Origin of the sequence: Gracilibacillus boraciitolerans JCM 21714, from assembly GCF_000521485.1 — a bacterium.
Lineage (GTDB): Bacteria > Bacillota > Bacilli > Bacillales > Amphibacillaceae > Gracilibacillus > Gracilibacillus boraciitolerans.
In genome coordinates, this window is record NZ_BAVS01000029.1 from 1 (window position 1) to 25,739 (window position 25,739).

At 35.2% G+C, this 25,739-nt stretch carries 25 protein-coding genes and 4 pseudogenes; 10 read left to right on the forward strand and 19 right to left on the reverse strand.

Going from position 1 to position 25,739, the window contains the following annotated elements; translation table 11 throughout:
- Positions 1–720: 720 nt before the first annotated feature.
- Positions 721–1,335 (reverse strand): ATP-binding cassette domain-containing protein, encoded by a 615-nt coding sequence (locus JCM21714_RS14215; RefSeq protein WP_035725355.1) that lies wholly within the window; start codon positions 1,333–1,335, stop codon positions 721–723.
- Positions 1,336–1,755: 420 nt separating this feature from the next.
- Here JCM21714_RS14215 and JCM21714_RS14220 point away from each other — a divergent pair, with 420 nt between their 5' ends.
- The gene (locus JCM21714_RS14220; RefSeq protein WP_035725357.1) at positions 1,756–3,117 is read left to right on the forward strand and encodes an IS4 family transposase; all 1,362 of its coding nucleotides are present in this window, start codon (positions 1,756–1,758) and stop codon (positions 3,115–3,117) included.
- Here the strand turns inward: JCM21714_RS14220 and JCM21714_RS24380 are convergent.
- The 6 genes from JCM21714_RS24380 to JCM21714_RS24390 all read right to left on the reverse strand — a co-directional run bounded on the left by JCM21714_RS24380 (position 3,091) and on the right by JCM21714_RS24390 (position 8,348).
- The gene (locus JCM21714_RS24380; RefSeq protein ID WP_084040845.1) at positions 3,091–3,264 is read right to left on the reverse strand and encodes a DnaJ domain-containing protein; all 174 of its coding nucleotides are present in this window, start codon (positions 3,262–3,264) and stop codon (positions 3,091–3,093) included. The genes JCM21714_RS14220 and JCM21714_RS24380 overlap by 27 nt on opposite strands.
- Positions 3,265–3,381: 117 nt before the next feature.
- Complete coding sequence (locus tag JCM21714_RS22005) at positions 3,382–3,585, reverse strand: hypothetical protein (protein ID WP_235182895.1); 204 nt, start codon at positions 3,583–3,585, stop codon at positions 3,382–3,384.
- Positions 3,575–5,599 (reverse strand): restriction endonuclease-like protein, encoded by a 2,025-nt coding sequence (locus tag JCM21714_RS14225; RefSeq protein WP_235182896.1) that lies wholly within the window; start codon positions 5,597–5,599, stop codon positions 3,575–3,577. Before JCM21714_RS14225 ends, JCM21714_RS22005 begins: the two co-directional genes overlap by 11 nt.
- Positions 5,568–5,858 (reverse strand): hypothetical protein, encoded by a 291-nt coding sequence (locus tag JCM21714_RS22010; RefSeq protein WP_235182897.1) that lies wholly within the window; start codon positions 5,856–5,858, stop codon positions 5,568–5,570. The genes JCM21714_RS14225 and JCM21714_RS22010 overlap by 32 nt, the downstream gene beginning before the upstream one ends.
- A complete protein-coding gene (locus JCM21714_RS24385) occupies positions 5,830–7,320 on the reverse strand; it encodes an McrB family protein (protein ID WP_369403606.1) in 1,491 nt (496 codons plus the stop codon). Before JCM21714_RS24385 ends, JCM21714_RS22010 begins: the two co-directional genes overlap by 29 nt.
- 5 nt (positions 7,321–7,325) lie before the next feature.
- Positions 7,326–8,348, reverse strand: coding sequence for an MrcB family domain-containing protein (locus tag JCM21714_RS24390; RefSeq protein ID WP_369403607.1), 1,023 nt, complete (start codon positions 8,346–8,348; stop codon positions 7,326–7,328).
- A gap of 324 nt (positions 8,349–8,672) precedes the next feature.
- On the opposite strand from JCM21714_RS24390, the pseudogene JCM21714_RS24840 reads away from it, so the two are divergent.
- Positions 8,673–10,389: pseudogene (locus JCM21714_RS24840) on the forward strand (IS1634 family transposase).
- A gap of 149 nt (positions 10,390–10,538) precedes the next feature.
- Here the strand turns inward: JCM21714_RS24840 and JCM21714_RS22030 are convergent.
- The 5 genes from JCM21714_RS22030 to JCM21714_RS14255 form a co-directional block, all read right to left on the reverse strand.
- Complete coding sequence (locus tag JCM21714_RS22030; RefSeq protein WP_235182901.1) at positions 10,539–10,931, reverse strand: hypothetical protein; 393 nt, start codon at positions 10,929–10,931, stop codon at positions 10,539–10,541.
- Entirely contained in the window at positions 10,876–11,928 is a 1,053-nt protein-coding gene (locus JCM21714_RS14240) for a M28 family peptidase (protein WP_235182902.1), read from the reverse strand. The genes JCM21714_RS22030 and JCM21714_RS14240 overlap by 56 nt, the downstream gene beginning before the upstream one ends.
- A 60-nt stretch (positions 11,929–11,988) precedes the next feature.
- Entirely contained in the window at positions 11,989–13,044 is a 1,056-nt protein-coding gene (locus tag JCM21714_RS14245) for a tetratricopeptide repeat protein (protein ID WP_035725359.1), read from the reverse strand.
- A 63-nt stretch (positions 13,045–13,107) separates the two neighbouring features.
- The gene (locus tag JCM21714_RS14250) at positions 13,108–14,103 is read right to left on the reverse strand and encodes a nucleotidyl transferase AbiEii/AbiGii toxin family protein (RefSeq protein WP_035725361.1); all 996 of its coding nucleotides are present in this window, start codon (positions 14,101–14,103) and stop codon (positions 13,108–13,110) included.
- On the reverse strand, positions 14,090–14,725 hold the full coding sequence (locus tag JCM21714_RS14255; RefSeq protein ID WP_035725364.1) for a DUF6088 family protein: 636 nt from the start codon (positions 14,723–14,725) through the stop codon (positions 14,090–14,092). The genes JCM21714_RS14250 and JCM21714_RS14255 overlap by 14 nt, the downstream gene beginning before the upstream one ends.
- A gap of 344 nt (positions 14,726–15,069) precedes the next feature.
- On the opposite strand from JCM21714_RS14255, the gene JCM21714_RS20205 reads away from it, so the two are divergent.
- From JCM21714_RS20205 to JCM21714_RS14265, 3 genes are read left to right on the forward strand one after another with little or no spacing between them, the layout of a single operon-like run.
- A complete protein-coding gene (locus JCM21714_RS20205) occupies positions 15,070–15,216 on the forward strand; it encodes a hypothetical protein (RefSeq protein ID WP_158413528.1) in 147 nt (48 codons plus the stop codon).
- Entirely contained in the window at positions 15,213–15,680 is a 468-nt protein-coding gene (locus JCM21714_RS14260; RefSeq protein WP_035725366.1) for a hypothetical protein, read from the forward strand. Before JCM21714_RS20205 ends, JCM21714_RS14260 begins: the two co-directional genes overlap by 4 nt.
- 45 nt (positions 15,681–15,725) lie before the next feature.
- The gene (locus JCM21714_RS14265; protein WP_035725367.1) at positions 15,726–16,493 is read left to right on the forward strand and encodes a hypothetical protein; all 768 of its coding nucleotides are present in this window, start codon (positions 15,726–15,728) and stop codon (positions 16,491–16,493) included.
- Between the two features lie 147 nt (positions 16,494–16,640).
- Here JCM21714_RS14265 and JCM21714_RS14270 read toward each other — a convergent pair whose 3' ends face one another.
- The 4 genes from JCM21714_RS14270 to JCM21714_RS14280 all read right to left on the reverse strand — a co-directional run bounded on the left by JCM21714_RS14270 (position 16,641) and on the right by JCM21714_RS14280 (position 18,761).
- Entirely contained in the window at positions 16,641–17,048 is a 408-nt protein-coding gene (locus JCM21714_RS14270) for a hypothetical protein (RefSeq protein ID WP_035725369.1), read from the reverse strand.
- Between the two features lie 353 nt (positions 17,049–17,401).
- The gene (locus JCM21714_RS20555) at positions 17,402–17,626 is read right to left on the reverse strand and encodes a hypothetical protein (RefSeq protein WP_235182903.1); all 225 of its coding nucleotides are present in this window, start codon (positions 17,624–17,626) and stop codon (positions 17,402–17,404) included.
- A 61-nt stretch (positions 17,627–17,687) separates the two neighbouring features.
- The gene (locus JCM21714_RS14275) at positions 17,688–18,260 is read right to left on the reverse strand and encodes an SDR family NAD(P)-dependent oxidoreductase (RefSeq protein WP_200868460.1); all 573 of its coding nucleotides are present in this window, start codon (positions 18,258–18,260) and stop codon (positions 17,688–17,690) included.
- Positions 18,261–18,527: 267 nt separating this feature from the next.
- A complete protein-coding gene (locus JCM21714_RS14280) occupies positions 18,528–18,761 on the reverse strand; it encodes a hypothetical protein (RefSeq protein ID WP_235182904.1) in 234 nt (77 codons plus the stop codon).
- A 747-nt stretch (positions 18,762–19,508) separates the two neighbouring features.
- Between JCM21714_RS14280 and bla the strand changes: the two genes are divergently transcribed.
- The 3 genes and pseudogenes from bla to blaI all read left to right on the forward strand — a co-directional run bounded on the left by bla (position 19,509) and on the right by blaI (position 22,721).
- Positions 19,509–20,411, forward strand: a complete 903-nt coding sequence (bla, locus tag JCM21714_RS14285; RefSeq protein WP_035725384.1) for a class A beta-lactamase — start codon at positions 19,509–19,511, stop codon at positions 20,409–20,411.
- A 130-nt stretch (positions 20,412–20,541) separates the two neighbouring features.
- The gene (locus JCM21714_RS14290) at positions 20,542–22,314 is read left to right on the forward strand and encodes a BlaR1 family beta-lactam sensor/signal transducer (protein WP_035725372.1); all 1,773 of its coding nucleotides are present in this window, start codon (positions 20,542–20,544) and stop codon (positions 22,312–22,314) included.
- A 22-nt stretch (positions 22,315–22,336) separates the two neighbouring features.
- Positions 22,337–22,721: pseudogene (gene blaI / locus JCM21714_RS14295) on the forward strand (penicillinase repressor BlaI).
- A gap of 127 nt (positions 22,722–22,848) precedes the next feature.
- Here blaI and JCM21714_RS14300 read toward each other — a convergent pair.
- Positions 22,849–23,046, reverse strand: a complete 198-nt coding sequence (locus JCM21714_RS14300) for a hypothetical protein (RefSeq protein ID WP_052000751.1) — start codon at positions 23,044–23,046, stop codon at positions 22,849–22,851.
- Positions 23,047–23,157: 111 nt separating this feature from the next.
- Here JCM21714_RS14300 and JCM21714_RS14310 point away from each other — a divergent pair.
- Together JCM21714_RS14310 and JCM21714_RS14315 are read left to right on the forward strand one after the other, a co-directional pair.
- Positions 23,158–24,271: pseudogene (locus JCM21714_RS14310) on the forward strand (IS3 family transposase).
- Positions 24,272–24,385: 114 nt separating this feature from the next.
- Positions 24,386–24,811: pseudogene (locus JCM21714_RS14315) on the forward strand (ATP-binding protein); the annotation flags it as partial.
- Between the two features lie 20 nt (positions 24,812–24,831).
- On the opposite strand, the gene JCM21714_RS22035 reads toward JCM21714_RS14315, so the two are convergent.
- On the reverse strand, positions 24,832–24,993 hold the full coding sequence (locus JCM21714_RS22035) for a hypothetical protein (RefSeq protein ID WP_235182905.1): 162 nt from the start codon (positions 24,991–24,993) through the stop codon (positions 24,832–24,834).
- A 250-nt stretch (positions 24,994–25,243) separates the two neighbouring features.
- Positions 25,244–25,732: an antitoxin YezG family protein gene (locus tag JCM21714_RS14320; RefSeq protein WP_035725374.1), complete on the reverse strand. Its 489-nt coding sequence runs from the start codon at positions 25,730–25,732 to the stop codon at positions 25,244–25,246.
- Positions 25,733–25,739 lie beyond the last annotated feature (7 nt).

Sequence of the window (25,739 nt, forward strand, 5' to 3'; positions counted from 1 at the left end):
TTTTATATGCGTCTCAAACGACTAAGTTCGTCTATACTTATATATAATTTATAATCTTTTTTTTTCTTCTTTTGTACAAAATATTGTAATATAAGTTGTATTTGTCTCATAATAAAATTCTTTTCTACCTACACTATATGCCCAACCATCTAAAAGTAAAATATCCCGTAACTAGGGGGGGTAAACGTATAACCTTCAAACTTTAAAGGCGTTGAAAAAATATATTTATCGTCTGCCAAGTCATAGTAAAGCAATTCAATATTCATATATATACCTCCTAAAATAATTTTGATATAGCAGATTTGAATTTCAAATTATATTACCATCGTAAAATTAAATATTTATACATACGAATAATTTTTTTCATCTCCATAAAAAGATATGTAGTGAATTTTTTTCTTAGTAAAACTGCAACACAATTAAATTTAATTTATTTTAAGGATATATCTTTTGGTTAATTTCACTATTTATTATAATACGTATTTACCGCTCAAATATTAGGATGTCAAACAATAACTTTATACCAATAGATCCAGAACCTATTAATAACACTTTACCCACTAACTCATTTTGTAGACCAAACATTAAAGTGAGAGATAAAATAAGTAAACATATTATCAATACTATCTTTTTGCCAATATTCTTGTTTTTAATTTCACTATGGGACTTCATGCAAGGCCTCCTTTATTTTTTTGTTTTCCAATAGCAATGTCTTTGCAGTCAGATCATTTTTATATTTTCTAAATGGGAAATATAAACAATTGAGTTACCCTTCTCTTTATATCTTTGCAAAATTTCTAATGCTATACCATAAGATTTATTATCCCAAGCAGAAAAGGGTTCGTCCATAAATAAAATCTTGGGTTCCCTGGCAAACATAGCGATGAAAAAAAGCTTGTGCTTCATCCCTAAAGAATAATTACCAACTTGTTGAGATAAATAATCCTTAATCTGTAGTTCATTTGCTAAATGATTAGCCAAATCAATATACTTTGTTTTATTCGATATTTTCCAAAGATTCATAATTAATTTTAAATTATCGTATCCATTCAAGAAATCATAAAGCATTGGATAATCTGGTATATATGCAATGGATTTTTTATAATCATTCATAGATTTAAATTGCTCGTCATAAAATTTCATTTGTAAGGATTCTATCTTAATTACACCAGTTAATATCTTAAGTAATGTTGATTTACCGACACCATTAGAACCTTTTATCCAGAGAACCTCTCCTCTATTAACTGTTAAATTTAAATTATCTAAGATTATATTTTCCTCGTAGTTAAAATATAAATTATCTACTCTAAGAAACGGGTTCTTAAATTGAGACATTTAAAGCCACCCCCCCGTAAAAAATTGAAAACAAATTAAACAGCAGAAGGATTGAAGCAAATATTAAGGAAATTTTTCTCGAAAGGCCAGCGTAATTTAAGACTCCATAATAGAATATTCGTATACCCCCCCAAATACTAATAAAAGCTAATATAATCGATGAAATTAAATATACATAAAAACTTTCATAGGTTAAATAATTTGAGACAGACATCATATTAAATAATAACATAAAACTATTATAAGATAATAACTCAACTTTCGCACCTAAAAAAATGTTATAAGTTTAACTAGCTGTAAGTATGATAGCGATTGAAGTCTGATCATTGACAAGAGCATAAACATGAAAAAACACCCCAACGTTTGGTATAGTTGATTTGTCGAGAATCACATAACCATACAGAAGAGGTGCCCCCCTATATGATAACGAATAATGACCATAATAAGCAACTACCGAATGAACTAACATCGACATTTAAGGAATTAAAAGTACTAAAACATCTAAGAAAGGCCGGTATTACAAAGTCCTTCGGGTTTTCATGTTCTTACCTTTTCCAATTGATTTTTTGTTTGATCTTTGAAAACAAGAACTGGTTTCGAACTCTTGAAAGTAAGAAATCTACCGATTTCCCTGCCAAGGATGCCGTATATCGTTTCTTGCATCAGTCTACCTTTGCGTGGAGAAGATTTTTACTGTTCCTCAGCGTTCACACGATTGGAAAAGTAACGAAGCTAACGAACCATGATCGTCCGAAAGTGCTGATATTAGATGATTCTTCGTATGATCGAAATCGCAGTAAATCTGTTGAATTACTAGCCCGCTGCTTTGACCACGCGTCTCAAAAGATGCGCTTTTATAAAGGTTTTCGTATGCTTACCCTTGGTTGGTCAGATGGTGCGACCTTCATCCCAGTGGACTTTTCTTTATTAAGCTCAAAGAAAAGCCAAATTAATGGAATATCATCAAAGGTGGATAAGCGTAGCTCTGGCTATAAACGAAGAGTGGAAGCTCTACAAACGGCGCCGGAACAAATACCTAATATGATCGAACGAGCTATGAATGTCGGCATTGATGCCTCTTATGTGTTGATGGACTCTTGGTTCACCTTTCAGCCTCTCGTTAAGAATATTAAAGACCAAGGGCTTGACGTAATTGGTATGGTTAAAAACTTGAAACAACGTTATCTTGTAGATGGAAAGCGTGTGAGTTTAAAGCAACTCTATCGTTTAGCGAAGCCAACGACTGGAGAAAAAGGTATTCTTCGCTCTATTCATACAACACAAGCGAACGGAGTTCGAATCAAAGTTGTCTTTGTTCGCAATCGTAATAAAAAAAGTGAATGGTTAGCCATTTTAAGTACAGATTGTACGCTTAGTGACCAAGAAATAATCCGTATTTATAGCATGCGCTGGGACATTGAGGTCTTTTTCAAAACAACAAAATCCCTATTAAAGCTCCAAAAAGAGTTTCAAGGTCGTTCATATGACTCCTTAATTAGTCATACAACCATTGTCTTTGCAAGATATATCGTTCTCTCATGGCAAAACCGATGTAGCTCAGACCAACGAACACTAGGTGGCATGTTTTATGAATTAAGTGATGAAATCAGTGACCTCGATTGGACTGTAGCTCTACAGCAATTATTCGAGCTTCTTGAAGATACCTTAAAAAAGAGTAACAAAAATATACAAAAACTAATCAAAAGTCAACTACAACAATGGATTGCAGGCTTACCCAACTATATCAAGGCATACCTACCTATTTCGGTCTGCGAAAGTTGAGTAATTATATTCTGCTCTCTTAGTATCATTTATTAATGTCTCATAAGCCTGCTTAATTTTGATGAAGTCTTCATGTAAACCTCCTGTATCAGGGTGATTTTTCTTAGCAAGTTTTCTATAAGCCTCTTTAATTTCTTTTTTATAGATTCTTGTGTAATTCCTAAGACATCATAATAATCTATAAACGATTTCATATTAGTCTCCTATTTCTACTGATATCTTGCATACCAAATCAGTATATTGGTGATGCTAATCTAAACACACTCACTCTCCGACAATTATTCCCGCCAACTCCTTAAATACCATAGAAGGCCTCTCTCTTAGCCCCCCCATTAAAGAAAACGATAATTTCAACACATTCTCTTCCTTCACTAAAATATTCTCTTCCTGAATAGCCAATTCCAAATTCTTAACATAAAAACTTTCCACCCGTTCAGCCTTATCTAAACTATAATCATCAAGCCCCATACTTCACCCGACCCGAAAACCTTCCCAGCATCCGCCAAAGTGTCCGTTCATCATTCGATTTCATAAATAATTCAGGCAATTCCTTAGCAGCTAATAAATTATTTAGGCTGGTTACAACATAGTTAGAGATTCCATAACCAACAGGCTTTATAATATTAGCGAGCAGCTTCCAGTTATCAACAATGAACCAAACTGCATCTCCATCAACCTTCACTTCTTTAATTTCTGCATAGTGTGTGACACCATTTTCCTCCATTACATTTCTTGTTGTGTAAAGAGATACATACTTTACTTCTTGCCAATTTTGATTTAATCGGTTTACAGCCATTTTAATATAGCGATTATGTAGGGCCAGTTTATATTCTTCTGAATCAGATATTTTCACAACCATTACTTTTTCTTCAATAGAAGATTCCCACTCACTAATAGTGCCTCTTGGCAATATTCCTTCTTGCTGGATTTCTTCTGGACTTTTATCAATTAATTGTTCAACAAATCGCTCTACTAATGTTGTAGCGTTCGGCAGGAATGGTAAACCTCCAATGTTCACGTCTTCAATACTTTTATAGAGCTTATGGCTTTGATAGAGATCTTCATTATTCCACGGAAATAACACATAGGCACCAAAGGCTTTTCTTTCAAAAGGTCCCTCTTCATTTACAACAATTGAATCACGATAACGGTGCATTGTATTGATATCTTCTTCCATGGGACCGGGAATTCCATCATAGTTACGCCCATAAGTTGTATCATTTAAAGCAAAGTCGATACGATATTTCGCATCAAAGACATATTGGTATTCATAGTCCTTTCCTTTTTTCTCAATGCTTAACATCGTATCTGGAATTTGTGTGATCGTCGGCAGTCGTTGCTCTCTTTTCTGATATATAAGTGTAATTTTTTCTTTTGTTTTAGGGTGGCGAAATACTCTCTTAGCTGAGGCGTTAGGCTGTAAATTGACAAAGAGTCCATTATGATTAACCTTAATTACGTCTTGATCAACCATTTCATATTTTCTTCCCAGCAATTGTCCTAGCTTTAAGTAAGTCCAATACTCATATAGGGTAGCGACATCCTTCACGGACATATTATAAATATTTCCTTGCAGTGCTAATCCTCTCGACAACAACAAATAAATCTGGAAAGATTCTCTGTATCCAGGCGCCATTTGTAATACGAGACTCATTACGGACCGATCTAGACGACTAATAGACTTCCAGAAATAACTTTGCGCCTTGTCTTTCAATTTTTGTTTCATATCGTTTAAACGGACTATTATATCCCCATCAACGGTATAATCGGCCCTAAACTGTAAAGTCTTAATTAAATCGTCAAGTTTCTCTTCTAACCGGATCATGATCCATTTAACAAATCTATTCTCATGCGTATCATAGGTTACTTCTTTCCGAATATTTAAACCATTTGTTGGCATGACATGTTGACCGCCTAAATTAATCCCCCCCTTGTCTACTTGGACTAAAAGATGAGGTCTTTTTCTCAAATATTTTCGCGCTTGCTGGTCTTGCCTGCCTAACTGATCTCCTCTTACTTTTCGATGCGTAGTATGAAATTTGTGATGTGGCTGCTGTTCGATCCGTTGAATGGCTTGCATTAACTTCACAAAGTGTGACTCTATTAAACGGAAAAATTCACTTCTTGACGGTGTTCCCTCTAGCTTAGTTTTTGCCCCCCCAAGATGTGTTTTCTTTATAAAATGATAGGCTAGGTTATAAATTTCATCATTTACCTCTTCTAATAGCTTTTTATAATCTTTTCGATAATCTAATTTGGTAGGAAATACTTCAATTGTGACTGTTATCAGTGCCTTATTTTCATGCCTAATCTCAAACGTGGATAACCCTACCTCATTTTGAAATTGGAGATTCCCCCCCATTAAGATATAGCTATTTCCTATCGTCACTTTGTCCACTGCTTTTCTTAGCCCTTGATGTTCATGGTAGAAAGTTAATTCTTTACTATCTTTAGGTGAAACAATTAATTGATAGACCCCCATTTTCAAAGAATATTGGTCGATGTGAGTATTTTTCTGCTAATTCACTAGTGTTTACGTCAAATACTTGAATGGATCCTATGTCATCCCCAATCACAGACAAGCTCATGGGGGGGTCATGGAAATCCATATTACGATATTGCGTCAACCCTTCATATTTTTCATGGTATGGTTTCCCTTTTATAACAATCGTCATATCTTTTGTATCAATGTGAAGTAATTCTACATCATCTCTAGCTGATCCAGAATGAAGTGAAGCCATCTACTAACCTCGCTCTCATTTCTACTAATTTCGCAGTACTCTTAGGATATTTTGCATAAGTTAAATCAATGGGCTGCTCCGTATCCTCTGGTATTTCAAATGCACAGAATTCAATTAATTGATCGATTACGTCTCTAACACGGCTATCACTTCCTGCAATTCGCGGCAGTATTTTTTGAAGCAGGCAATGATCAAGGGCCTGCTCATATTCCATCAGGTTACCCTGTTGATTATAGTTAATGTACATGCATATCTCATCACGTACTCGATAGCCTACCTGTGCATGAATAAGCTCAAGAACTTGATTAATTGAAACTAACTCCTTTGTAACTTGCTTTACCAAATCAGAGTTCTCATCATACACTTCTTTAAGATGTAAATAATTCGCTTCTAGTGATTTCTGATCCAACTTAATGGGATCCATCTCTTCTAATTCTTGCAGAAAGTCTAAATATCCAAGTTCTACTCGATTAAATTCAATCGTATTTGCCCTATCTAATACCTTTTTACTGAATGGATGTGTTGTTTCATCCATATTAACGGTTCCAACTATGTAGACATTCGATGGAAGCGGGAGATTCTCACCAGCTATTTCTTCTGTTAAAAGAGGATAGGTAATTATTTCACCATTCTCCCTTTTCCTGCTCTCCATCACACTTAAGAGATCACTCAAATAGTATTCCACTCGGGCTAAATTCATCTCATCTAATAAGACAATATAAGGCCTAGTTGGATTATTATAAGCATTCCTAACAATCTTTGTTAATGGGCCTTCCTTAAAATCCCCCTTGATATCGATATAACCTAAAAGATCAGAGCTGTCGTTCCAATCTGGGCGAACAGGAATAAGTGTAAACTGATTATTATCATTAGTTGCACCTATTGCTTCTGCAAACCATTCAACTATTTTTGTTTTTCCTGTTCCTGATATACCCGATAGAATGACGAATGGTTTTGTTTTAAGTGATAAAAAGAGATTAGTTACTTCTTCTTTTTCGTAATAGAATCCTTTGCTTTTTATATATTGGTAGATATGATCCACGATTTCTTTAAAGGTTAAGGTATCAGTTTCTTCAACCATATTAGTTGTATCGACTTCTGTATGGCCCGTTGTCTCTTGCTTCATTTGTATGTATTGCTCATAATAATCAATCATTCGCCTCAAGTCATTACGTAGTGATTGTTCTGACGGCAACTGTTTTTCATATTTAATGTAAGCTGCAGTAGATATTTCATATTTTTTCGCTAACGTACTACCACCAAGCTCAATATTATTATTTGTTGCAATATCGTCATCCATTTGTATCGATTGGCGTATTTCTTCATTGATTTTAGCCATTTCTTCTTTTGTTGATTCAGTTACTCCTTGGGCTAAGGTAAGATACAACCTCTCCATATCTTCGCTGAACAAATACACAATATAATAGCCTTTCTGAGTAGAGTTGGTCACATTTTTATTCATAATCGCTAACCAAGCACAGAAGCCCAATTTCCTATTCCAACAGAACCTTTAATCTCATAATACTTATTATCCAAGAACTCTAATTGCTTAAAAGCTTCTACTAGTTCAGTTCTTACAAGCATACCCATTTTATGATCTTTAGTGGATTCACGTTTTGCTGATATATAATTATCCATAACCTTTTGTAGTAATGGACGTATTTCTTCTGTCATTGTTGGGTTCAACTCCTCATCAATTAATTGAACATCTTGTAACCAAGAGATGATATTCCTTGTGCGATAATCAGCTACTGATTCTACCATCAAGTTATCCCCTTTGGAATTACGTACAATTTTCATACCAAGTTCTTTTAAATAATTGATTTTTTGTTTTTTTGTGTAGCTAGTGAGATATTGTAATAGATCATAAACCATTGATATATAAGGGCTTGTTAGCACCATTTCTTGTAGAAAAGTGATTTTATTCTTTTCAAGTTCATATTTACTTGCTTGGGGTTCAATTATTGAAAATTCATCATCTAGGAATCCTAGTATTCTCAAACCTTGACGCGCTCGAGATTTCGATCGTCTTTGAGCTTCTTCTGGAATATCAGGTAACCTTTTAGGATCATGTGTACCTGCTTGTATCTCTTCTAAAAATTTTAATGTTCCATTGAAGTTCATCTCTGGTAATTGATTCGTCTTATATTCAATGATCTGCAATGAAGTTTGTTGTTTAGTAGTAATTACTTCCACAAAAGGTAAACAAGAAAGCAACGCTAGAATAAATCTAGACTTTTCCTGATCTTCTATTTCAGCACGCTTAAGTGTTCCTGTTTTTAATAGCCTGGAAATTTCCCGTCGTACTATATCAAAATTTATAACGGAAGATATTGTCTTTTTGCTTTTTTGATACTCCTCTCTCACTGGATGTGCTTTTATAACAAAGCCATCTGATTCAATATTAGCAATCCAATAGTATTGGCTATTTAAATTTATTTTTTCTTTATTTAAACTTTTTAGGTATTCTAATAATGCATTTTCTAGCAAGTTTACACCGCCTTTGATGAAGTACTAGCTTATACTATATTTCTATTTTACAAAAAACACTTCAATTACTCTCAAATTATCCTAATTCAATTGTACTAAATATTAGAAAATTATGATATCCATAAAATCGCTTACTCTATATGTTTTATTGTTATGCAATCCCGTAGTTTTGCAGTTACTTATTTAGCCATTAAGCTTTTATCTGTTGTGTCTCAACAAGTTGAAGCTTTTTTTATTTTATTTTTTATTTAAATTTTCGTAGCGAATTATAGCGAAATAGTGTATGATAGGTATATATCATACTTTTTGAAGGAGGCTATCATCATGTATCTCAAAAAAACCAAACAAAAAAGCGGACGTATTTATCTTTCTATAGTCGATACTTATCGCGATAAAGAAAAAGGTTATGCACGTACGGTGACAGTTGAAAAAGTAGGCTATCTTGATGAATTAGAAAAAGACTATGATGATCCTATGGCCCACTTCAAAGAAAGAGTAGAACAGTTAAAAGAAAAGAAGGCTGAAAAAGTAGCTCCAATCACTTTGTCATTTAATCAGGATGACACGTTATCCGTTGGACAAAGTAATCGAAAAAATTTTGGTTATATGATTCTCAGCCAAATATATCATGAGCTACAGATTGATAAGGTTTTAACAAGTAAACAGCGTCCATCAAAGATTGATTATAATGTCAATGACATCATGAAGCTACTCGTTTTTTCACGCTCACTCTATCCTGGTTCCAAGAAAAAGACATTCGAAAATAAAGAGAAGTTTTTTGATAGACATGATTATTCTCTAGATGATGTATATCGGTCACTCTCTTTTTTCTATAAGCACAGTTCCTTACTACAAACAAAAATAAATGACCGAATAAAATCCGTCTACAATCGAAAAACAGATTTAGTGTATTATGATGTCACCAACTATTACTTTGAAACAGACATCCATGATGAGCTGAGAAAAAAAGGGGGGGTATCAAAGGAACACCGTCCCAATCCTATCGTACAAATGGGGGGGTTATTCATGGATACAAAAGGTATCCCTATTACGTTTAAACTATTCTCCGGAAACACCAATGATTGTCTAACTTTTCGCCCGGGATTTGGAAGATACATAAAGAGTATAATTTAGGAAGAGTGGTTGTCGTTACCGACAAAGGGATGACGACAGGTGATAATATCAATTACATACTCTCAGGAAAACACGGGTATGTATTTAGCATGTCTGTACGAGGAGCTAGTAAAGCATTTAAGAAATACGTACTCAATGAGGAAAGTTATACGTGGTACGGCACCGAATATAAGAGAAAATCTCGTTTAGAACCAAGAATGATTTCGGTCACATCAACTCATAATAAAAAATCAAAAAGCAAGTCGACGAAAAACAAGTGATTTTTTATAGTGAAAAATATGCAAAGAAAGCAAGAGCTGATCGGGAAAAAGCCATTAAAAAGGCACAAGAAATTATGGATAACCCGAGCAGATACAAAAAAACCAATTCCTATGGAGCTGCAGGCTATATTAAAAACATGGAAATTGACAAAGAAACAGGCGAGATTATCACCCCTCATCATCAACTTCAGTTTGACTATGATAAGCTAAAGGAAGAAGAAGCGTTAGACGGTTATTATGCAATTATAACAAGTGAATACAAAGAAAGTGATGATCATATTATCGATACATACCGTGGATTATGGCGCATAGAAGAATCCTTCAGAGTAACGAAAAGTGACCTTGAAGCACGTCCCGTTTATGTTTCAACAGAAGAGCATATTCACGCACATTTCTTAACTTGTTTTATTGCGCTCGTCATCGCAAGAATTATCGAAGTAAAGATGGATTATAAATATAGCGTGGGTAAATTACTAGAGAGTTTATCAAAAGCAGAGTGTACACATATGAAACAAAACTATTACTTATTCGATTATTATGATGAGGTTCTTAAAACGTTAGGCGATCAATTTCACATCGATTTTTCTAAACAAATTCGCTCTCGAGGAGAAATTAAAAAAATTTTAGCGAGCACCAAAAAACAGTAAAATTCGCTACATGTTCGTGCAAAAAAGGAACAGCCTCCACCCCCAATATTATCAAGGGACGACGGCTGTTTTTATCTTTTTTAAGTGCAAAACTCAGGATATATAGTTACCTACTATTCTATACGAATTGATAGGATTGTAAAGCATATCTATCCTGTAATTTTCGACACAAACTTTTTCCCTTCAATTTCCCGCAACACGCTCCTTAAGTCTTTCGCATTATTAAATATTCCTTTAATCAACTTCACGGTTTCATAAGCTACATGAATATCCAGAGACTCTTCTTCTGTATGTTCATCCATAAAACCTACAGAAAGATTAACGCTTTGAATACCTTTTTCTGCCCAAATCCTTGTATCACTGCTCCCGCCATTCGTGCACTTCCATTCCGTTAATCCTTCCTCTAACGATACACGTTCTATGAACTTCCCATACGCTTCATCACAAAAAGGAATGTAACCACCACAAGATGTGACAATATCACCTTTACCTCTTCGATCTACGACGATTGCAGCATCTGTTCCCCCAAAGGAAATAGTCATCCAGATTTCGTGCTCCAATAAGTCCGCGTTCTTCCTCTATCGTAAAAATGTATTTTACCTTTCCGCTGAATGAGGAATGGACAAGTGACTCCGCTATGTTTAGCAGGATTGCCACACCTGCTCTGTCATCTGCACCAAGTATTCCCTCGCTGCTGGTCCAGATAGAATCAATCTTACTAATTTTGCGATCCGCATTTATTTCAACAACCGTATCCAGGTGTGCATTTAATAAGATGGTTGGCCCATTTCCTGAATTGTATGTCTTCTCAGCTAATAAATTTCCGTGCCGATCGGTTGAAATATTATCTACAAAAGGTTGGAGTTTCTCTTTTACAAACTCACGTACAAGACTTTCATCACCACTTGTTCCAGGTATTGTTAAGAGCCCCCCCTCAAGTGATAGATAAAACATTTGCTCCTTAATATACTCTAACCCTAACTCAAGCCAATGTTCTTCAATAAGGCTCATTTTTTCAGCCAGATCTAGCAGTTCATTTTTTTGAGCGTGTAAATAAATACAATAACTATTACGTTGTTCACGATAATACACCCGTTTTAATCCTAATGCCAAAAGCATTCCTGCTAACTGATCGATGTCTTTTTCTTTTTTCACCATCACATGAGGAGACCTTTTTCCATGACCATCACAAGAACCCTTCGTATGAAATCCCAGGCGATTGAACTGACGAACGATTCCGCATATATACGTATCTAGCTCCTCCACCTTGGGATCCTCCTGCCCTGGTTCGAACCATAGACCTTCGCCTCGCCCTCGATTCGGAAAATCAAGTATCTTAATCCATTCACACTCTGCAACAGGTTTATCTGCAAGTATCAGGTTTGAGCCTTCCATCCAATAAGATACACCCAGCGCTTCAAGATTCTTTTGTAAAAACTCTACATTCTCCTTTGTTTCCATCTGACAATCAAATACATTCCCTTCATTTTTTTGTACATTCCATCCGTGACGAATAAATAACTGGTTCCATGTTTTCACATCCATCATCCCTTTTCGATTTGTTACATACAGTATCTCAAAAAGAGGATGACACTTATGTCATTGATCTAATATAAACGTGGTGTCAGTGCGATGCATAATGATATAAGGCATTGCATCGGTATAATAATATGCAGGTTCACTATTCAATGAACGACTGTTAATAATAACAGATGCAGGTACATCATTCTGTTCCATTTTTCTCTTTAACCGACGGACACTTTGAGTGAATGTGTTATTAGGAATGTTTCCATTTTTAACACTACTAGTGAAAATCTCAGAAAAGGCGTTTTTCGTTGCAGGACAATGCTCTCCTGTTTTCAAAAAAAGATATCGCATTATCTCCGCTTGATTCACGGATAACTGTATATCCTTTCCGTTGTAAATTAAGAGGTGATTTCGATCGGTAAAATAAAGAATTATCCTATCTGGAAAAGCCTCACCAAAAGCTATATCATCACATTTTTCTTTCGAACATCGACTTTCTCCATCTGGTGTAAATATTGCAAAAGCATTAGTTGCCAAAAGATCTTCATTTTGATTAATCTTTTCATATAAAGAAGACCTTTCAAGCTGAGGTACGTTATCCGGGTTCGCCTTATTCTCCAAACGCTGTAATGCTTGCTGAGCTTCTTCCGCAATATAAAGGGAACTATTAGCTAAATACAATTGCGTATTATAGAGCTGTTGATTTGTAAGTCTATATTCAGGAGAAGGACAGTCGACATCATGTTTAACAGCTTGTTGAAAATGATTAATCGAATTAGAATACCTTCTTTTTTTATAATTCAAAAAGCCTAAACGATAATGAGCTATCGGATTGCGATTGTCATACCTTAGGGCTTTTCTTAAGCTAGCTTCAGCAGTATAGTCATCCTTCTGAAATTGTGTCTTCAAATATGTTCCATAGCGAATTAAATAGCGAAGGAGCTTCTTTCTAATTTCAGGCAAACTTGACTCATATTCCTTTCCCCTGTCCCTCGTAATTTTTTTATGAAGTTCTTCATACAGAGATATTATTTGATTTAAAGAACTATCATTTTCCTCATCTGTCAACTGATGAAGATCTATTTCCAAATCAAAAAGTTCGTCAATCGTTTTTGTTCGTAAAGACATGTTTCAGACCTTCTTTCATTCATTACTTGATTTCTTATGAGAAATATTGTGATTATTCTGTGATCAATCAGTACGTAGACCTGTTTCAAGACTGGCTACATCCTCAGGAATTTCTTCAGGTAACCAGCCTCTAGTAACAATCTCTTGTAAAGATTTAATAGATGTCTCATAGTCAACAAAATTTGATAGAAATTCCTTTGTATTTGTTTCATAATCTTCTTTAAAAACTTCATTATCAATTATTTCTTGCATAACCTCTCGTGGTCTATAACCCGTCTCACAGGAGTAAGTTTTCTTTCCCCTTCTTCTTATTTCTATTATTTGGCTCATCAGAGAGGCTAAGTTCGTCGAATCTATTAATCCGCTTTGATAAATCATATGAATATCATAAATATGTCTGGACTTTCGGATATAATCCTTGTCATGATGGTAGTCACATACCGCAAATAGCTTGTCCAAAAACGTTCGATCGATTGATTGAATACTCATGGAAAAAGGATACATATTATACTCATCGATCAAATAATCTATATTTTCTTTCTCTAAAAATTTGGTTATGTAGTTATTAACGAGCTTTATTTCGCACGGAAAGGGTTTAAAGCCAAGGCTGGTTTCAATGAGGATGTGATCTAACATTTGAAAGTCGGTTTCATCCTGATACGTTCGATTATAACCTATCCTATATTTATTAAAGTGCCTTTTTGAACGTATTGGTTCATCTTGCTCATCATTTAATAAAGCGAAATCTAGTTTTTCTATTGTTTCTGTTATTGATTGAATCAATGATTTTTGGTGTCTTCTTAATGGACCACTCGTTAACTTATCACCATCAAAGTTAATGGTTAAATCAATATCTTCAGAAAAGCGATGGATGACATCGTAACACTTTGAAAGAGAGGTCCCACCCTTAAAAACTAGATTAGGCACGACCTCTTGCAAATTTTTCAACAATAGCGAAACATAATAATCTTTTTCCACCTGAAAAGGTTGTAAGTTAAATTCATCTGCTGCAGCTTCAACGACTTCCCCGAATACTTCCTTATTTTCATGCAAGTTCATTGTAAAGCTCCATTTCTATTACATTTTCCAATGTTTTTCTTGGATATTTTTTTAGATGCTGATTTAATTCACTGATGGTGATATTGGAATTTTGTAAATACTTTTTTATCAAGCTTGACCCTTTTTCTAATGGAATTTCACTTACTCGATCATAATCATTTAATAAGTCCAATACTTGTAACAGCTTATAATTCTGATCATTAATCTTTATTCTTGGCTTCTTTAGCTTCACGACCTTTTTTCCAAATGTGACTTCGTATTCAAGTCTTCCTGCTTCATTTGTTACGATGGTAGGCACACTTGCAGTTTGTGAAGTTAAACCAAGTTGATTCGCAAAATTAGTGCCACTAATATAGCCGATTACATTCTTATCAATCGGTTTAATATATCTCCTTCTTATTACTTTATCTATGTTTACACGAGGTTTCTTTAATATATTACTAGCTCTCGGGAGATAATAAATACCGTTTTTGACTTTAATCAAATCACCTATATCAGATAATCTTTTCACATTTTGACGTAAGGCCTCATCTGACATATCTATTCTTTTTTTTAATTCCTTTGTAAATACAGGCTCATCGTAACCATATTCTTTTATAATGACTTCATAAAGCTTATTCACCTTACATCCCTCCTGACACCTTTATTATAGCACTAATTCAATATTATGTAACGTATTAAGTTTTTGTTTATCCTAAACGTGACATTTTCAATCAAAATTTTAAATGCTTATTATTCAAAGTTATTCAAATCTTACAGGTGTCTGAGAAAATGAATACGTCCTATTTTAATGGTACAATTATGAATATCACAAACTTATAATTCAACACCTATCCACATGTTGATACCTTAACAATTATATGGAAGCTAATTAATAATTACCGAAAGATTGGACCTGCTATCGTTGCGGACATTGCGAAGCATACACAGTTCAATGATGATTTTACGTCAGCGATTATCTTATATGTGCTGCCACAATTTGAGGGGGGGTTACCCGTATACCAAATAAAAGAGTTTATCACCAAGCTTGACGAGCAAACTGACGTTATCATTGAAAAAGATTATCTAAATGACTTTGTGAATGACTTTTTTGAAGCTGGTGAAATGGAATGAGTAGAAAAGAAGAGGAAATGTTAGAGGAGATTTCTGGATTTCTTCATGGTTATTTAAAAGCTGGAAATGTAAGAATTAATTCCTTTTTATCGAAAACGAATCTTAACATTTCTAATTTGCAGCAATTATTAATGATACGTTTTCTATTATTAAAAGAAACAAAGAATTTTGCCAAAAGGCTACCTTTTTTACTCAAGAATTTCAAAACCACTACAGCTACTCGTAAGGAAACAAATATTGGGGGGGAAGTAAGAGGAGAAATTGATTGGGCGGAAACAACGAAGAGTCGTTTAGTAAGAAATCATAAAGATCGGACCATCTTTTCAACGAATGAAAGTATTCGGTCTTATGATATACCAGAGAATCTAGTATTGAAGGAATTACTAGGGATACTTTACAGACTGCTTTTTCATGATTCCTATCTGAAGGGATTTGAAAAAGCTGCATGGTTCGCAGAATGGTAGGATTTAAAATCCAATATAGAATATGCGTTTAAATACAATGTTTATTTGCAACGGGTAAATCAAGCACACGTTAGTGATCGTACCGTTCAAAAAACAAGACACCATAGAAATAGCTTATATCATGAAGCAGCACAATTATTAGTGTCTTATCGCAAAATAATAAAAGGGCAGTACACGGAAGATGACTTAAAAATGTTACTCCGAGAAACCTTTATTGCGCCAGAAAATCAGGATGTGTTATTTGAACTATACTGGATTGTACAGATAATTAAGCAACAGACGGAAAATAGTCAATTATATCTCATGGATGGCGGACAGAATAAAGTAGCAGCATGGGAGGATAATTCTCGTATTTATCACTTGTACCATGATTCAAGTGGCTCTGATTCTGTCATATTTCATATACCGAGCCGTGAAATTGCAGGTAATAACCATCCCTACCTTCAACAAAAGCATCAATCTTTAGAAGCAACCAAGGATTTAACACAAGATATCTTTGGCCGTAATGTTACTAGTCATTTATGGCGAGGGAGACCTGACTTCCTTATCGAAGTATACGAAAAAGCGACCAATAGATTAACGGAGCTTACAATCGGTGAAGTGAAGAATACCTCAAGAGTGGAATATGCAGCGACAGGATTAGAAGAACTTGTTGAGTATCTATATTTGGTGAAGGATCGTAAAGGAAATTACTTAATGAATAGTGATGTGACGGTTCAAGGGATGTTATGCTTAGACCAAATCGCAGTTGATAGTAAAAGTTTTGGGATGGTAAATGTTCTAAGTAGGAGTAATAGGAGGTCTCACCTGTGAATAATTCCGAATTAAACCAGTTATTCTCAAATAGAATAACTGGTTTTCTATTAGGGTTAAGTTTATTATTTTAAAGCTTGTTATATAATAAAGATCTTGTAACTAAGAAAGTTTTTCAAGTAAACTACGGACTAGTTCTCTCTTATCTTAAATATCAATATTATTAATTAGTAATTCAGCTTGTTCTGCACTTATTTGATAATATTCCCCCCCAGACGGTGTTTTTAAGATTACCATCTCTGAAGCTAACCATATTGTTCTTTTAAATTTACTTGTATTTTCTTTTTGATTATAAATTTCGATTATTGCGTTTGGTTTAGCTTGTTTAACCAGATCTGGTTCATTAATTGCATCCGCATTTTCAATTAGACTCGCTATCTCATCAATTTCCTCTTTATTTTCAATAGTATGAATTAATGTTGCTCCTTCTATTTGATAATTGGTTTCGCTCGAGTGGTCAGTGAAGTTCGGTTCTGATATCTTAAGAATTTCTGAATTGGATGAACATGCAGTTAGTATCATTAAAGATAATAGAGATATTTTAATTAATTTCATCTATTTATCCCCCCCCAAGAATATAAATAAAAGAGAAAGAACAACACAAGTAGTTTTTCATATAGAACTCTTCTCTTTAATTTTTAATTAGAATCATTTACAGATTCGCTACACCAATTTCTGACTTATCTGTTTCTAACCAAACTGAATATTCCTACTGTACTTGTATGACGTGAAGATACCATGCAAAGTTACAGACTTTTGGCAAGTAACACAAAAGGCTTATCATCTAGTTCCGGTAATTTTTTTTAGCAGCCATTGCTTCATCCTTACTTACTACTTTATCTAATACTTCGTGTAACTTCCATTGAATAACCACATATAATCACTGGTAGAATACCTTAAGATTTTAATTACGCTTTTATGACGAAAACTACTAACTTTGTGAAATTAAAGTACGTTATTAACAAACTGTTCACTGCGCTCCCACAGTTCACGTGCACTGTGCCATCATCTTTAAACGCGACGGACATCGGCTTGCCTTTTGAGTAGACTTCTCCTGATTTCCAATCGACTCCTGGTTTTCCCTCTACTAGCTCCGTGAGCATGCGCGCACTTTTCTCCGGGCTAATTGTCATCAAGTACTTTAACGGCGTGTGATAGAAAATCCTCATGAAGTGATTGGTCTCACTAGCAAAATTAGAACGCACCACTCCTGGATGAAAGGCCACGGTTGAGATCCCGCTTTTCCCATAGCGTCGGTCGAGTTCCCGGGTGAATAAGATGTTCTCTAGTTTGCCATAACCATAGGCCGTTAGAGGGGGCATATCCCTTGTCGTTGTTAAGATCCGTTACATCGAACTTTTTGCCGAACGCATTTGCTGCTGCACTAGAGGTTTGGATGACCTTTGCCTCACTGTCAATCAGTTGTTCGATAAGTAGCTTCGTTAACAGAAATGGCGCAAGATGATTGACCTGAAAAGTTTTCTCAAATCCGTCCTCGGTCACCTCTCGTGCTCCCATGATGCCACCTGCATTATTTACCAGCACATCAATTCGGTTATATTGCTTTAGTTCCGAGGCGAGGCGTTTCACGTCGGCCAATCGCGAGTAATCGGCTAAATGAGAAGGAGCATTGAGTTCTTTTGCAATCCTTTCGGTTTTTTCCTTGGAACGACCGACGAGTACGACATTGTAACCCTTGTTTTTCAACTGACGAGCAGCTGCGGCACCAATACCATCACTTGCTCCAGTAATTATGATTGTCTGCATGAATGAAATCTCCCTTCCGTTGTTTGTAAAATTGATCCGTTATATCTTCTTTTATATCGACTTTTACTTCATCGAAATTATATGACTGTAATTCTATGAAATGATTAGAGATATATAACTCATCCCACTATTTTTATTATAGACTTTTTTATTTTTCATTGTAAATATAATAGCAACAGCTTGGGCTTGTTCTCTTCAGGTATTATTTACTTTTTTGTTGGAAGTTTGGGACCAGCTATTAGAGGATTTAACCCATAAAGATAACCATCAACGCTCACGTGCTGCATAATATTTAGCTAATTTAGCTAAAAGTGACTTTCTGAAAATAACATTTTTGTACATTGATTCTTTAGAATTTTCAGCACTCACTTGCTGCTTCGCCTTAGAAATTATTGTTTTAATAAAAATAAACATTAATGTTAAATATACCCGCATAATAGGCATCATTAAGACAGATCGATAGGATTTATCTACCCCCCCGTTCGTTACCACCCCCCACAAAGTTATACTTTGTCGGTATCTGTTCAGGCATAGCATTGTAATTCTTAAAGGTAAGGAACACTGTAACCAGTACAATCACAAATGAAATAACAAACCGTAGATTGGAATAGTTGAGTTTTTGTTCACGAAAATCAGTGTCAACGACAACAAGCTGTGATTTATCTGCTGACCATTTATGATTCTGCTAGAGTATTTTCATGTTACGATGAAAAACCAGATAAATAAGAAAGCTGAGAACCATAAACCCGAGCACAATTCCACTAAATAATATACTAACCTTTAGTTCATCTGTAGCAAATGATAGATCTAGTAACAGAAAAATAATAGTCGCCACAATACTTAAAATAGCTGTTATCGGTGTCCCAGATCATGATAGTATTAACTGGTTATTAGAAAAGGGTGGAAGAATCGACAGTGCGACAGGACCGATAAAGTTCCTCAAAAGAAAAATTATTCAATATTTTTTTGCTTCATCGAAATTACCATCTAATTTTAATTCCTTAAAATGATTAGACATATATAACTCACCCACCTATTACTAATGTAAACTTTTTAGACTTTTCGATTGACTTTTTATTGATTACAGATGTAATATTGTACTACACGTGTAATCCATATAACGGAGGGGGGGAAATTTAGACTTCGAATAAAAATAGTTAGTTAAAGCAATAAACGAATACAAGGAATTTACATTAGATAGAAAGCAGGTAACATATGATAAAAATAATTTCAGATCAGTCTAGTATTATGAGATTTACCTTGTACCTGTACATAGCGTTGTTAACTTTGATAGTACTTACTGCTTGTACAAATGAAACCAATAAAACCGATGGAGCAACCACCAAAAAACCTGATACCGAGCAAACACTCAATAAAGAGCAAGAGTTTGAAAAACTCGAGAAGGAATTTGACGTCAGACTCGGTGTCTATGCTATGGATATGGGTAACAATCAAGTTATTGAGTACAACTCGGAGGAGCGTTTCGCCTATTCCTCTACTTTCAAAGTATTAGCAGCCGCCATACTGCTTAAGGAAAATGACTTCAAAGATCTCGAAAAAGTCATAACCTACAATGAAGATGATTTGGTTACCTATTCTCCAGTTACCGAAAAACACGTGGATAGCGGTATGACCTTGTTGGAGATTAGTGAGGCGGCCATCCGAAAAAGCGACAACACTGCAGGGAATCTAATGCTTGAAGCCCTCGGAGGTCCTGATAAGTTTAAGCAAGCCCTGCGAGACATTGGAGATGACATTACGGAGCCCGCGCGATACGAAACCGAATTGAATGAATTTTCACCGGATAGTAACAAGGATACCAGTACACCAAAAGCGATGGCCTCCAGTTTAAAAAAGGTCGCACTTGATGATTTCCTTCCAAATGATAAGCGCGAAATACTAATCGATTGGATGAAAGGGAACGCAACAGGCGATGAACTTATACGAGCCGGCAAACCTGATGGATGGGTAGTTGGAGACAAAAGTGGTGCAGCAAGTTACGGTACAAGAAATGACATTGCCATAGTATGGCCACCAAATAGAGAACCGATCGTCATTGCAGTGATGTCCCGCCGTGATACGGAAGATGCAGAATATGAGAATGAGTTGATAGCAAAGACTTCCGAGATCATACTGCATTCTTTTAAATAAAAAAAGTAAGGAGTACATATGTCTGGAATCTATGGCTTGTGTGCCTCTTTCTTTAATATAGTTATTGACGAGAGGTCCTAAAAGTAAGATAATTTAGATTCATCAATTCTCGGTTAAGGAGATGAAGTAAATGTCTGTCCTCCACCTGGGTGTATGCCTGTTTATATCCTCTTTTGTAGTCATTGTTATCCTGCTGATTCGAAGGATTTTTAAGTACCAATTATCGTCTAAATGGCAATATAATTTATGGTTTATTTTACTGGCCGCGTTAACCATACCCTTTCTTCCAACAAATGTATTGGATTTCGGAACCAAGTTCACGTACGGTGGACCTCAAACCAGTATGCCAACAGCGTCCAATTCCACAACAGCAAATCCCATTACAGAAAATGGTGGCGATTGGATGAGGGATTTTTCCGTGTCTGTTAGCCGATTTGATCTAACCTTTTTAAGCCCTTTCCTAACTATTATATGGGTTTCAGGCATGCTGGTAATGTTTGCTTTTACTGTTCACGCATGGTTGAGGCTGCGGAGTATTAAAAAGTCGATGAGCATCATTAAAAATCAAGAGGTTCATTCCTTATTTGCACAGTGCAAACAACGACTCGGCATTTCTCAGAAGATCGTGTTGGTGAATTCTCCACTAATTAAGTCGCCACTAACATTCGGCATGTTTAAAACCTATATTATTTTGCCACGTCATGCTGATGCATGGCTGAGCCTGGATGAGCTGAAGTACATTCTATTACATGAATTACATCACTATAAATATAAGGACATCTCAACAAATTACTTAGTTGTCCTCTTCCAGATTATGTATTGGTATAATCCATTGATCTGGATTGCCTTTAGAAACATGCGATTAGATCGAGAAATCGCCTGTGATAGTGCCGTTTTAAAAATGCTCAACCCAAACAATTATTCAGCATACGGAAACACCATCATTAAGTTTGCTCATAAATCCTTTCTTAAAAGTCAGTTTACAATGGTTAATCCACTTGTTAGCTCCAAAAAACAATTAACGAAAAGGATAGAAAGAATTGCAGTTTTCACAACCGAATCAAGGCTATTAAAAGTGAAAAGCATCATCATTTTTCTGCTTCTGGCCGGAATTGTGATCAGCCAGGTACCAGTTGTCTCTGCAATGCCGTATGGCGAGGATCGGATCGATTTTGATAATCAAAAGACTACTTATGAGGATTTAAGTACCTATTTCAACAGATATGACGGTAGCTTCGTACTCTATGATTTGCGGAAAGCACAATACCTTATCTATAATAAAGATAAAAGTGTGTTACGAGTTTCACCCAATTCTACCTATAAAATATACAGTGCATTATTCGCGTTGGAGTCTGGCATAATTACAGATCACCATACCTCCATAAAATGGGATAGAAAAACATATCCATACGAAACTTGGAATCAGAATCAGAACTTATTTACCGCAATGGATAACTCGGTGACTTGGTACTTTCAAAATTTAGACCAAAAAATGCAGAAGCAAAATATTCAAGCATATATCCAAAATATAAATTACGGTAATCAAAATGTATCTGGTGGAGTTAAAGACTATTGGCTAGAATCTTCTTTAAAGATCTCACCGATTGAACAAGTACAGACACTCAAGGATTTTTATACAAACCAATTTGGGTTTGATAAGCAGAACATTGAATTAATAAAAGATACGATCATGCTGGAGACGAAGGACGATGCCACACTATATGGTAAAACCGGAACAGGAACGGTCAACGGGAAAAATATTAATGGCTGGTTCATCGGATATGTTGAAGTGCACCACAACACATTTTTCTTTGCAACCAACATTGAAAATGATCATCATGCTAAAGGCAGTATAGCCGCTGATATTACCAAATCGATTTTAAAAGACAAAGGCATTTATTAACTACGAAAGGGCTGGGATTCACTTGACACATAAGATACCCACTATTTCAGAGGCGGAATGGGAAGTATTGAAAGTGCTTTGGCAAAAAGCTCCCCCAATCAGCAAATGAAATCATTTCATTCTTACCGTCAGAAACAAATTGGAAGCCAAAAACCGTACGCACCCTGTTGGATCGACTTACAAAAAAAGAAGTTATCGGTGTACACAAGGATCAACGTGTATATACATTCTATCCACTATTCTCGCAGAATGAATGTCAGCGTGCTAAAACAAAATCCTTTGTGAAACGATTCTATGACGGCACACTAAAATCAATGCTTGTTCAATTTATTCAGGAGGAAGACTTGTCTGAGGAAGATATTAAAGAGCTGCGGTCTATTTTGGATAATAAGCAGGAGAAGAAGTAAGTATTTCGTGTAATCAGATTTTTTCTTTGTTTTTTTACTATGCATGCTTTTGTTAATCCAGGCAATTTATTTATGACTCAACTTCGGAAAGTAATTAGTCAAACATTAAGTGGATTAAAGAATTGGTTTACTTATATATACTTGAATAAATAAAAGCTGTTATCGGTTGAATGACAAAAGTGAGACCGACAACAATAAGTAAAGGATAATTCTTTATATCACTTAAATTACTGACACCCTCAGTTATAAATAATACGAATCCAGACAGTATCATCAAAGCATAATAACCAACCTTAGAACCCTCTGTTTCTATATGCTGTTCCAATTCATCCTTCTCCTTCTTACCCTCTAACTGGATCGGTTACACTTAATTGGACAAGTTAGTTAAGGTGGTCAGATAGACTTGGTTCAAATAAAAACCGAGGAGTATTATAACATGACCAGAAGAGTGAGAAGAAGTTTTTCCAAAGAATTTAAAGAACAAATGGTTCAACTGCATGCATCTGGTAAACCCCCCCGCGCAGAAATTATTAAAGAATATGAACTAACACCTTCTTCCTTTGATAAGTGGGTTCGACAATATCAGGACAGTGGATCGTTTCAGGAAAAAGACAATCGAACACCGGAACAAGAAGAGTTAGTTAAACTTCGAAAAGAAAATCAAAAACTGTCCATGGAAAATGATATTTTAAAGCAGGCCGCGCTGATCATGGGACGAAAGTAGATGTGATTCGGAATAATCGTCACAAATACTGGGTATCAGCAATGTGCGACGTCCTGCAAATAGCCCGAAGTACGTACTATTATGAAGCAAAGGTTCGTGATGACCAGGACGGAGAATTAACAGATCTGATCCTCGATATTTTTAAAAAAAGCCGAAATAACTATGGACAAAGAAAGATCAAAGTAGAACTGAAAAAGAAGGGATGGATCGTTTCCCGCCGCCGTATTGGGAGAATCATGAAAGAGCAAGGACTTGTTTCTAAGTATACCGTCGCTCAATTTAAGCCGTCTAAATCATCATGTAATGAGTCGGAAGTAGGAAATGAACTTAATAGAGAATTTGACCAGGATCAAGAACTAAAAGTAATTGTAAGTGACTTAACGTACGTGAGAGTTGGACTGAAGTGGCATTATATCTGCGTTTTAATAGATTTATATAATCGTGAAATTATTGGACACAGTGCAGGACCTCATAAAAATGCTGCCTTAGTTCAACGTGCCTTTGCATCCGTTCCATACAATCTTCATCATCTTGAATTATTTCACACAGATAGAGGTAGTGAGTTTAAGAACCAACTTATCGACCAGGCATTAGAAACGTTTGGTATTGAGCGTTCATTAAGCGAAAAAGGAACGCCATATGATAATGCAGTTGCTGAGGCTACATTTAAGACGATCAAAACAGAGTTCGTCAAAGGGACTTTTTTACTAACCAACACGAACTTGACCTTGAACTTTTTGATTATGTTCATTGGTTCAACCACATACGAATTCATGAATCCCTAAGTTACTTAACACCTACTGAATACAAGTTGATGAACCTTTAAAAATTTGTTCGATTTAGTGTTGACATACCAGTTAATTGAATTATGTAAGGAGTTAAGATTACCCAGCATCAGAAGGCTGATTAAATCTTCTGATACATTTAAGAATGAAAAAGAAGCTTTGGATTAGGAATGGAGGCTTGTTTAGCTGGTTATCGTGTGTTTTTCGCAACGGTACCTTCGTTTATTAATCAATTAAAAGCACATCGTTCAGAACGAACGTTGCGTAGCTTTGAATTGAAATTTGAAAAGTATGATCTCGTCATTCTCGATGAGTTAGGCTATATTTCATTTGATAAAGAGGGAGCAGAATTACTGTTCTCGCATTTATCCTTAAGAGCTGGAAGAAAATCAACGATAATAACGAGTAATTTGTCTTTTATCAATTGGCAAGATATATTTCATGACTCTGTCTTGACCGCAGCTTTAACGGATCGTTTGACGCATAGATCTTACGTTTTAAATATGAATGGTAATTCTTATCGAATGCGAGAAACAGAAGAATGGTTGAAAGCAGAAAGTGTACAAGTGGTGCAAAATTAAATTAACAAACGGTTCACTTTTCAATTGACAAATACACAATTTCTTAATTTTCTTTTAAATGTTTCATAATCTAGTGAGTAATCAATCAAATGGAGAAGCTCTCTATGAGCTTTGCCAGAACCATCAAATTCATGTCTTCCTACCGGGTTAACAAACTCAACGTCTTTCGTTAATGTTCTCATTATTACTATATCTTCAGTCGATACACCCCCACCCCTTAAAATCTTCTCTTATCTTATAAAATGCCATCTCGTTCGATTCTTGCGAAAGATAAAGAATTACAAGGGACTCCATGATGGTAAAGCCATCATAAGGGCACTTTTTACATAAGTATTCTTTACTGTGTTCAACCAATTTTATTATATTTAAAAAAAGCACTTGATCCTTAATACAATCAAGTGCTTTATGGTTGACTATGCATAAAACTTTATATTAAATGGGGTCATTTGGAAAATCAGAATAATACTTTTCAATTAATGCCTTATCATTTTCATCATCCAGTACTTCACCTAAATATTTTTTTTTCCAAATAGTCATTTGGTCGCTGAAACTATATTCCGTATCAAACCAATTTGTATAATCAAAATGAACATTTAATTGGCCTGTACTCTCTAGTGTCAGTGTGAAAGAGTACCAAAGTTCTTGCTCTTCGCTTTTAAAAACTTCTCTCATTTCTTCTGATAAAGAAAATAGCTTTCTTTTATTTAATTTGAACGATTTTTCGTCTACTTGATAGTTAAAAGGAATTTCAAGACTATATACATTCAAACTTGGATTGGTTGAAGGCTGGTAGAAGAAGTATGTACCTCCACCATCTTCTGAAATTTGAGTATAATAGTAAAATCTCTCCCATTGTTCTGGAATCATTTCATTAACGGTCTCAGCTATCTTTCTATATAAATCATTCAATCTTTGCTCCATCTATTTC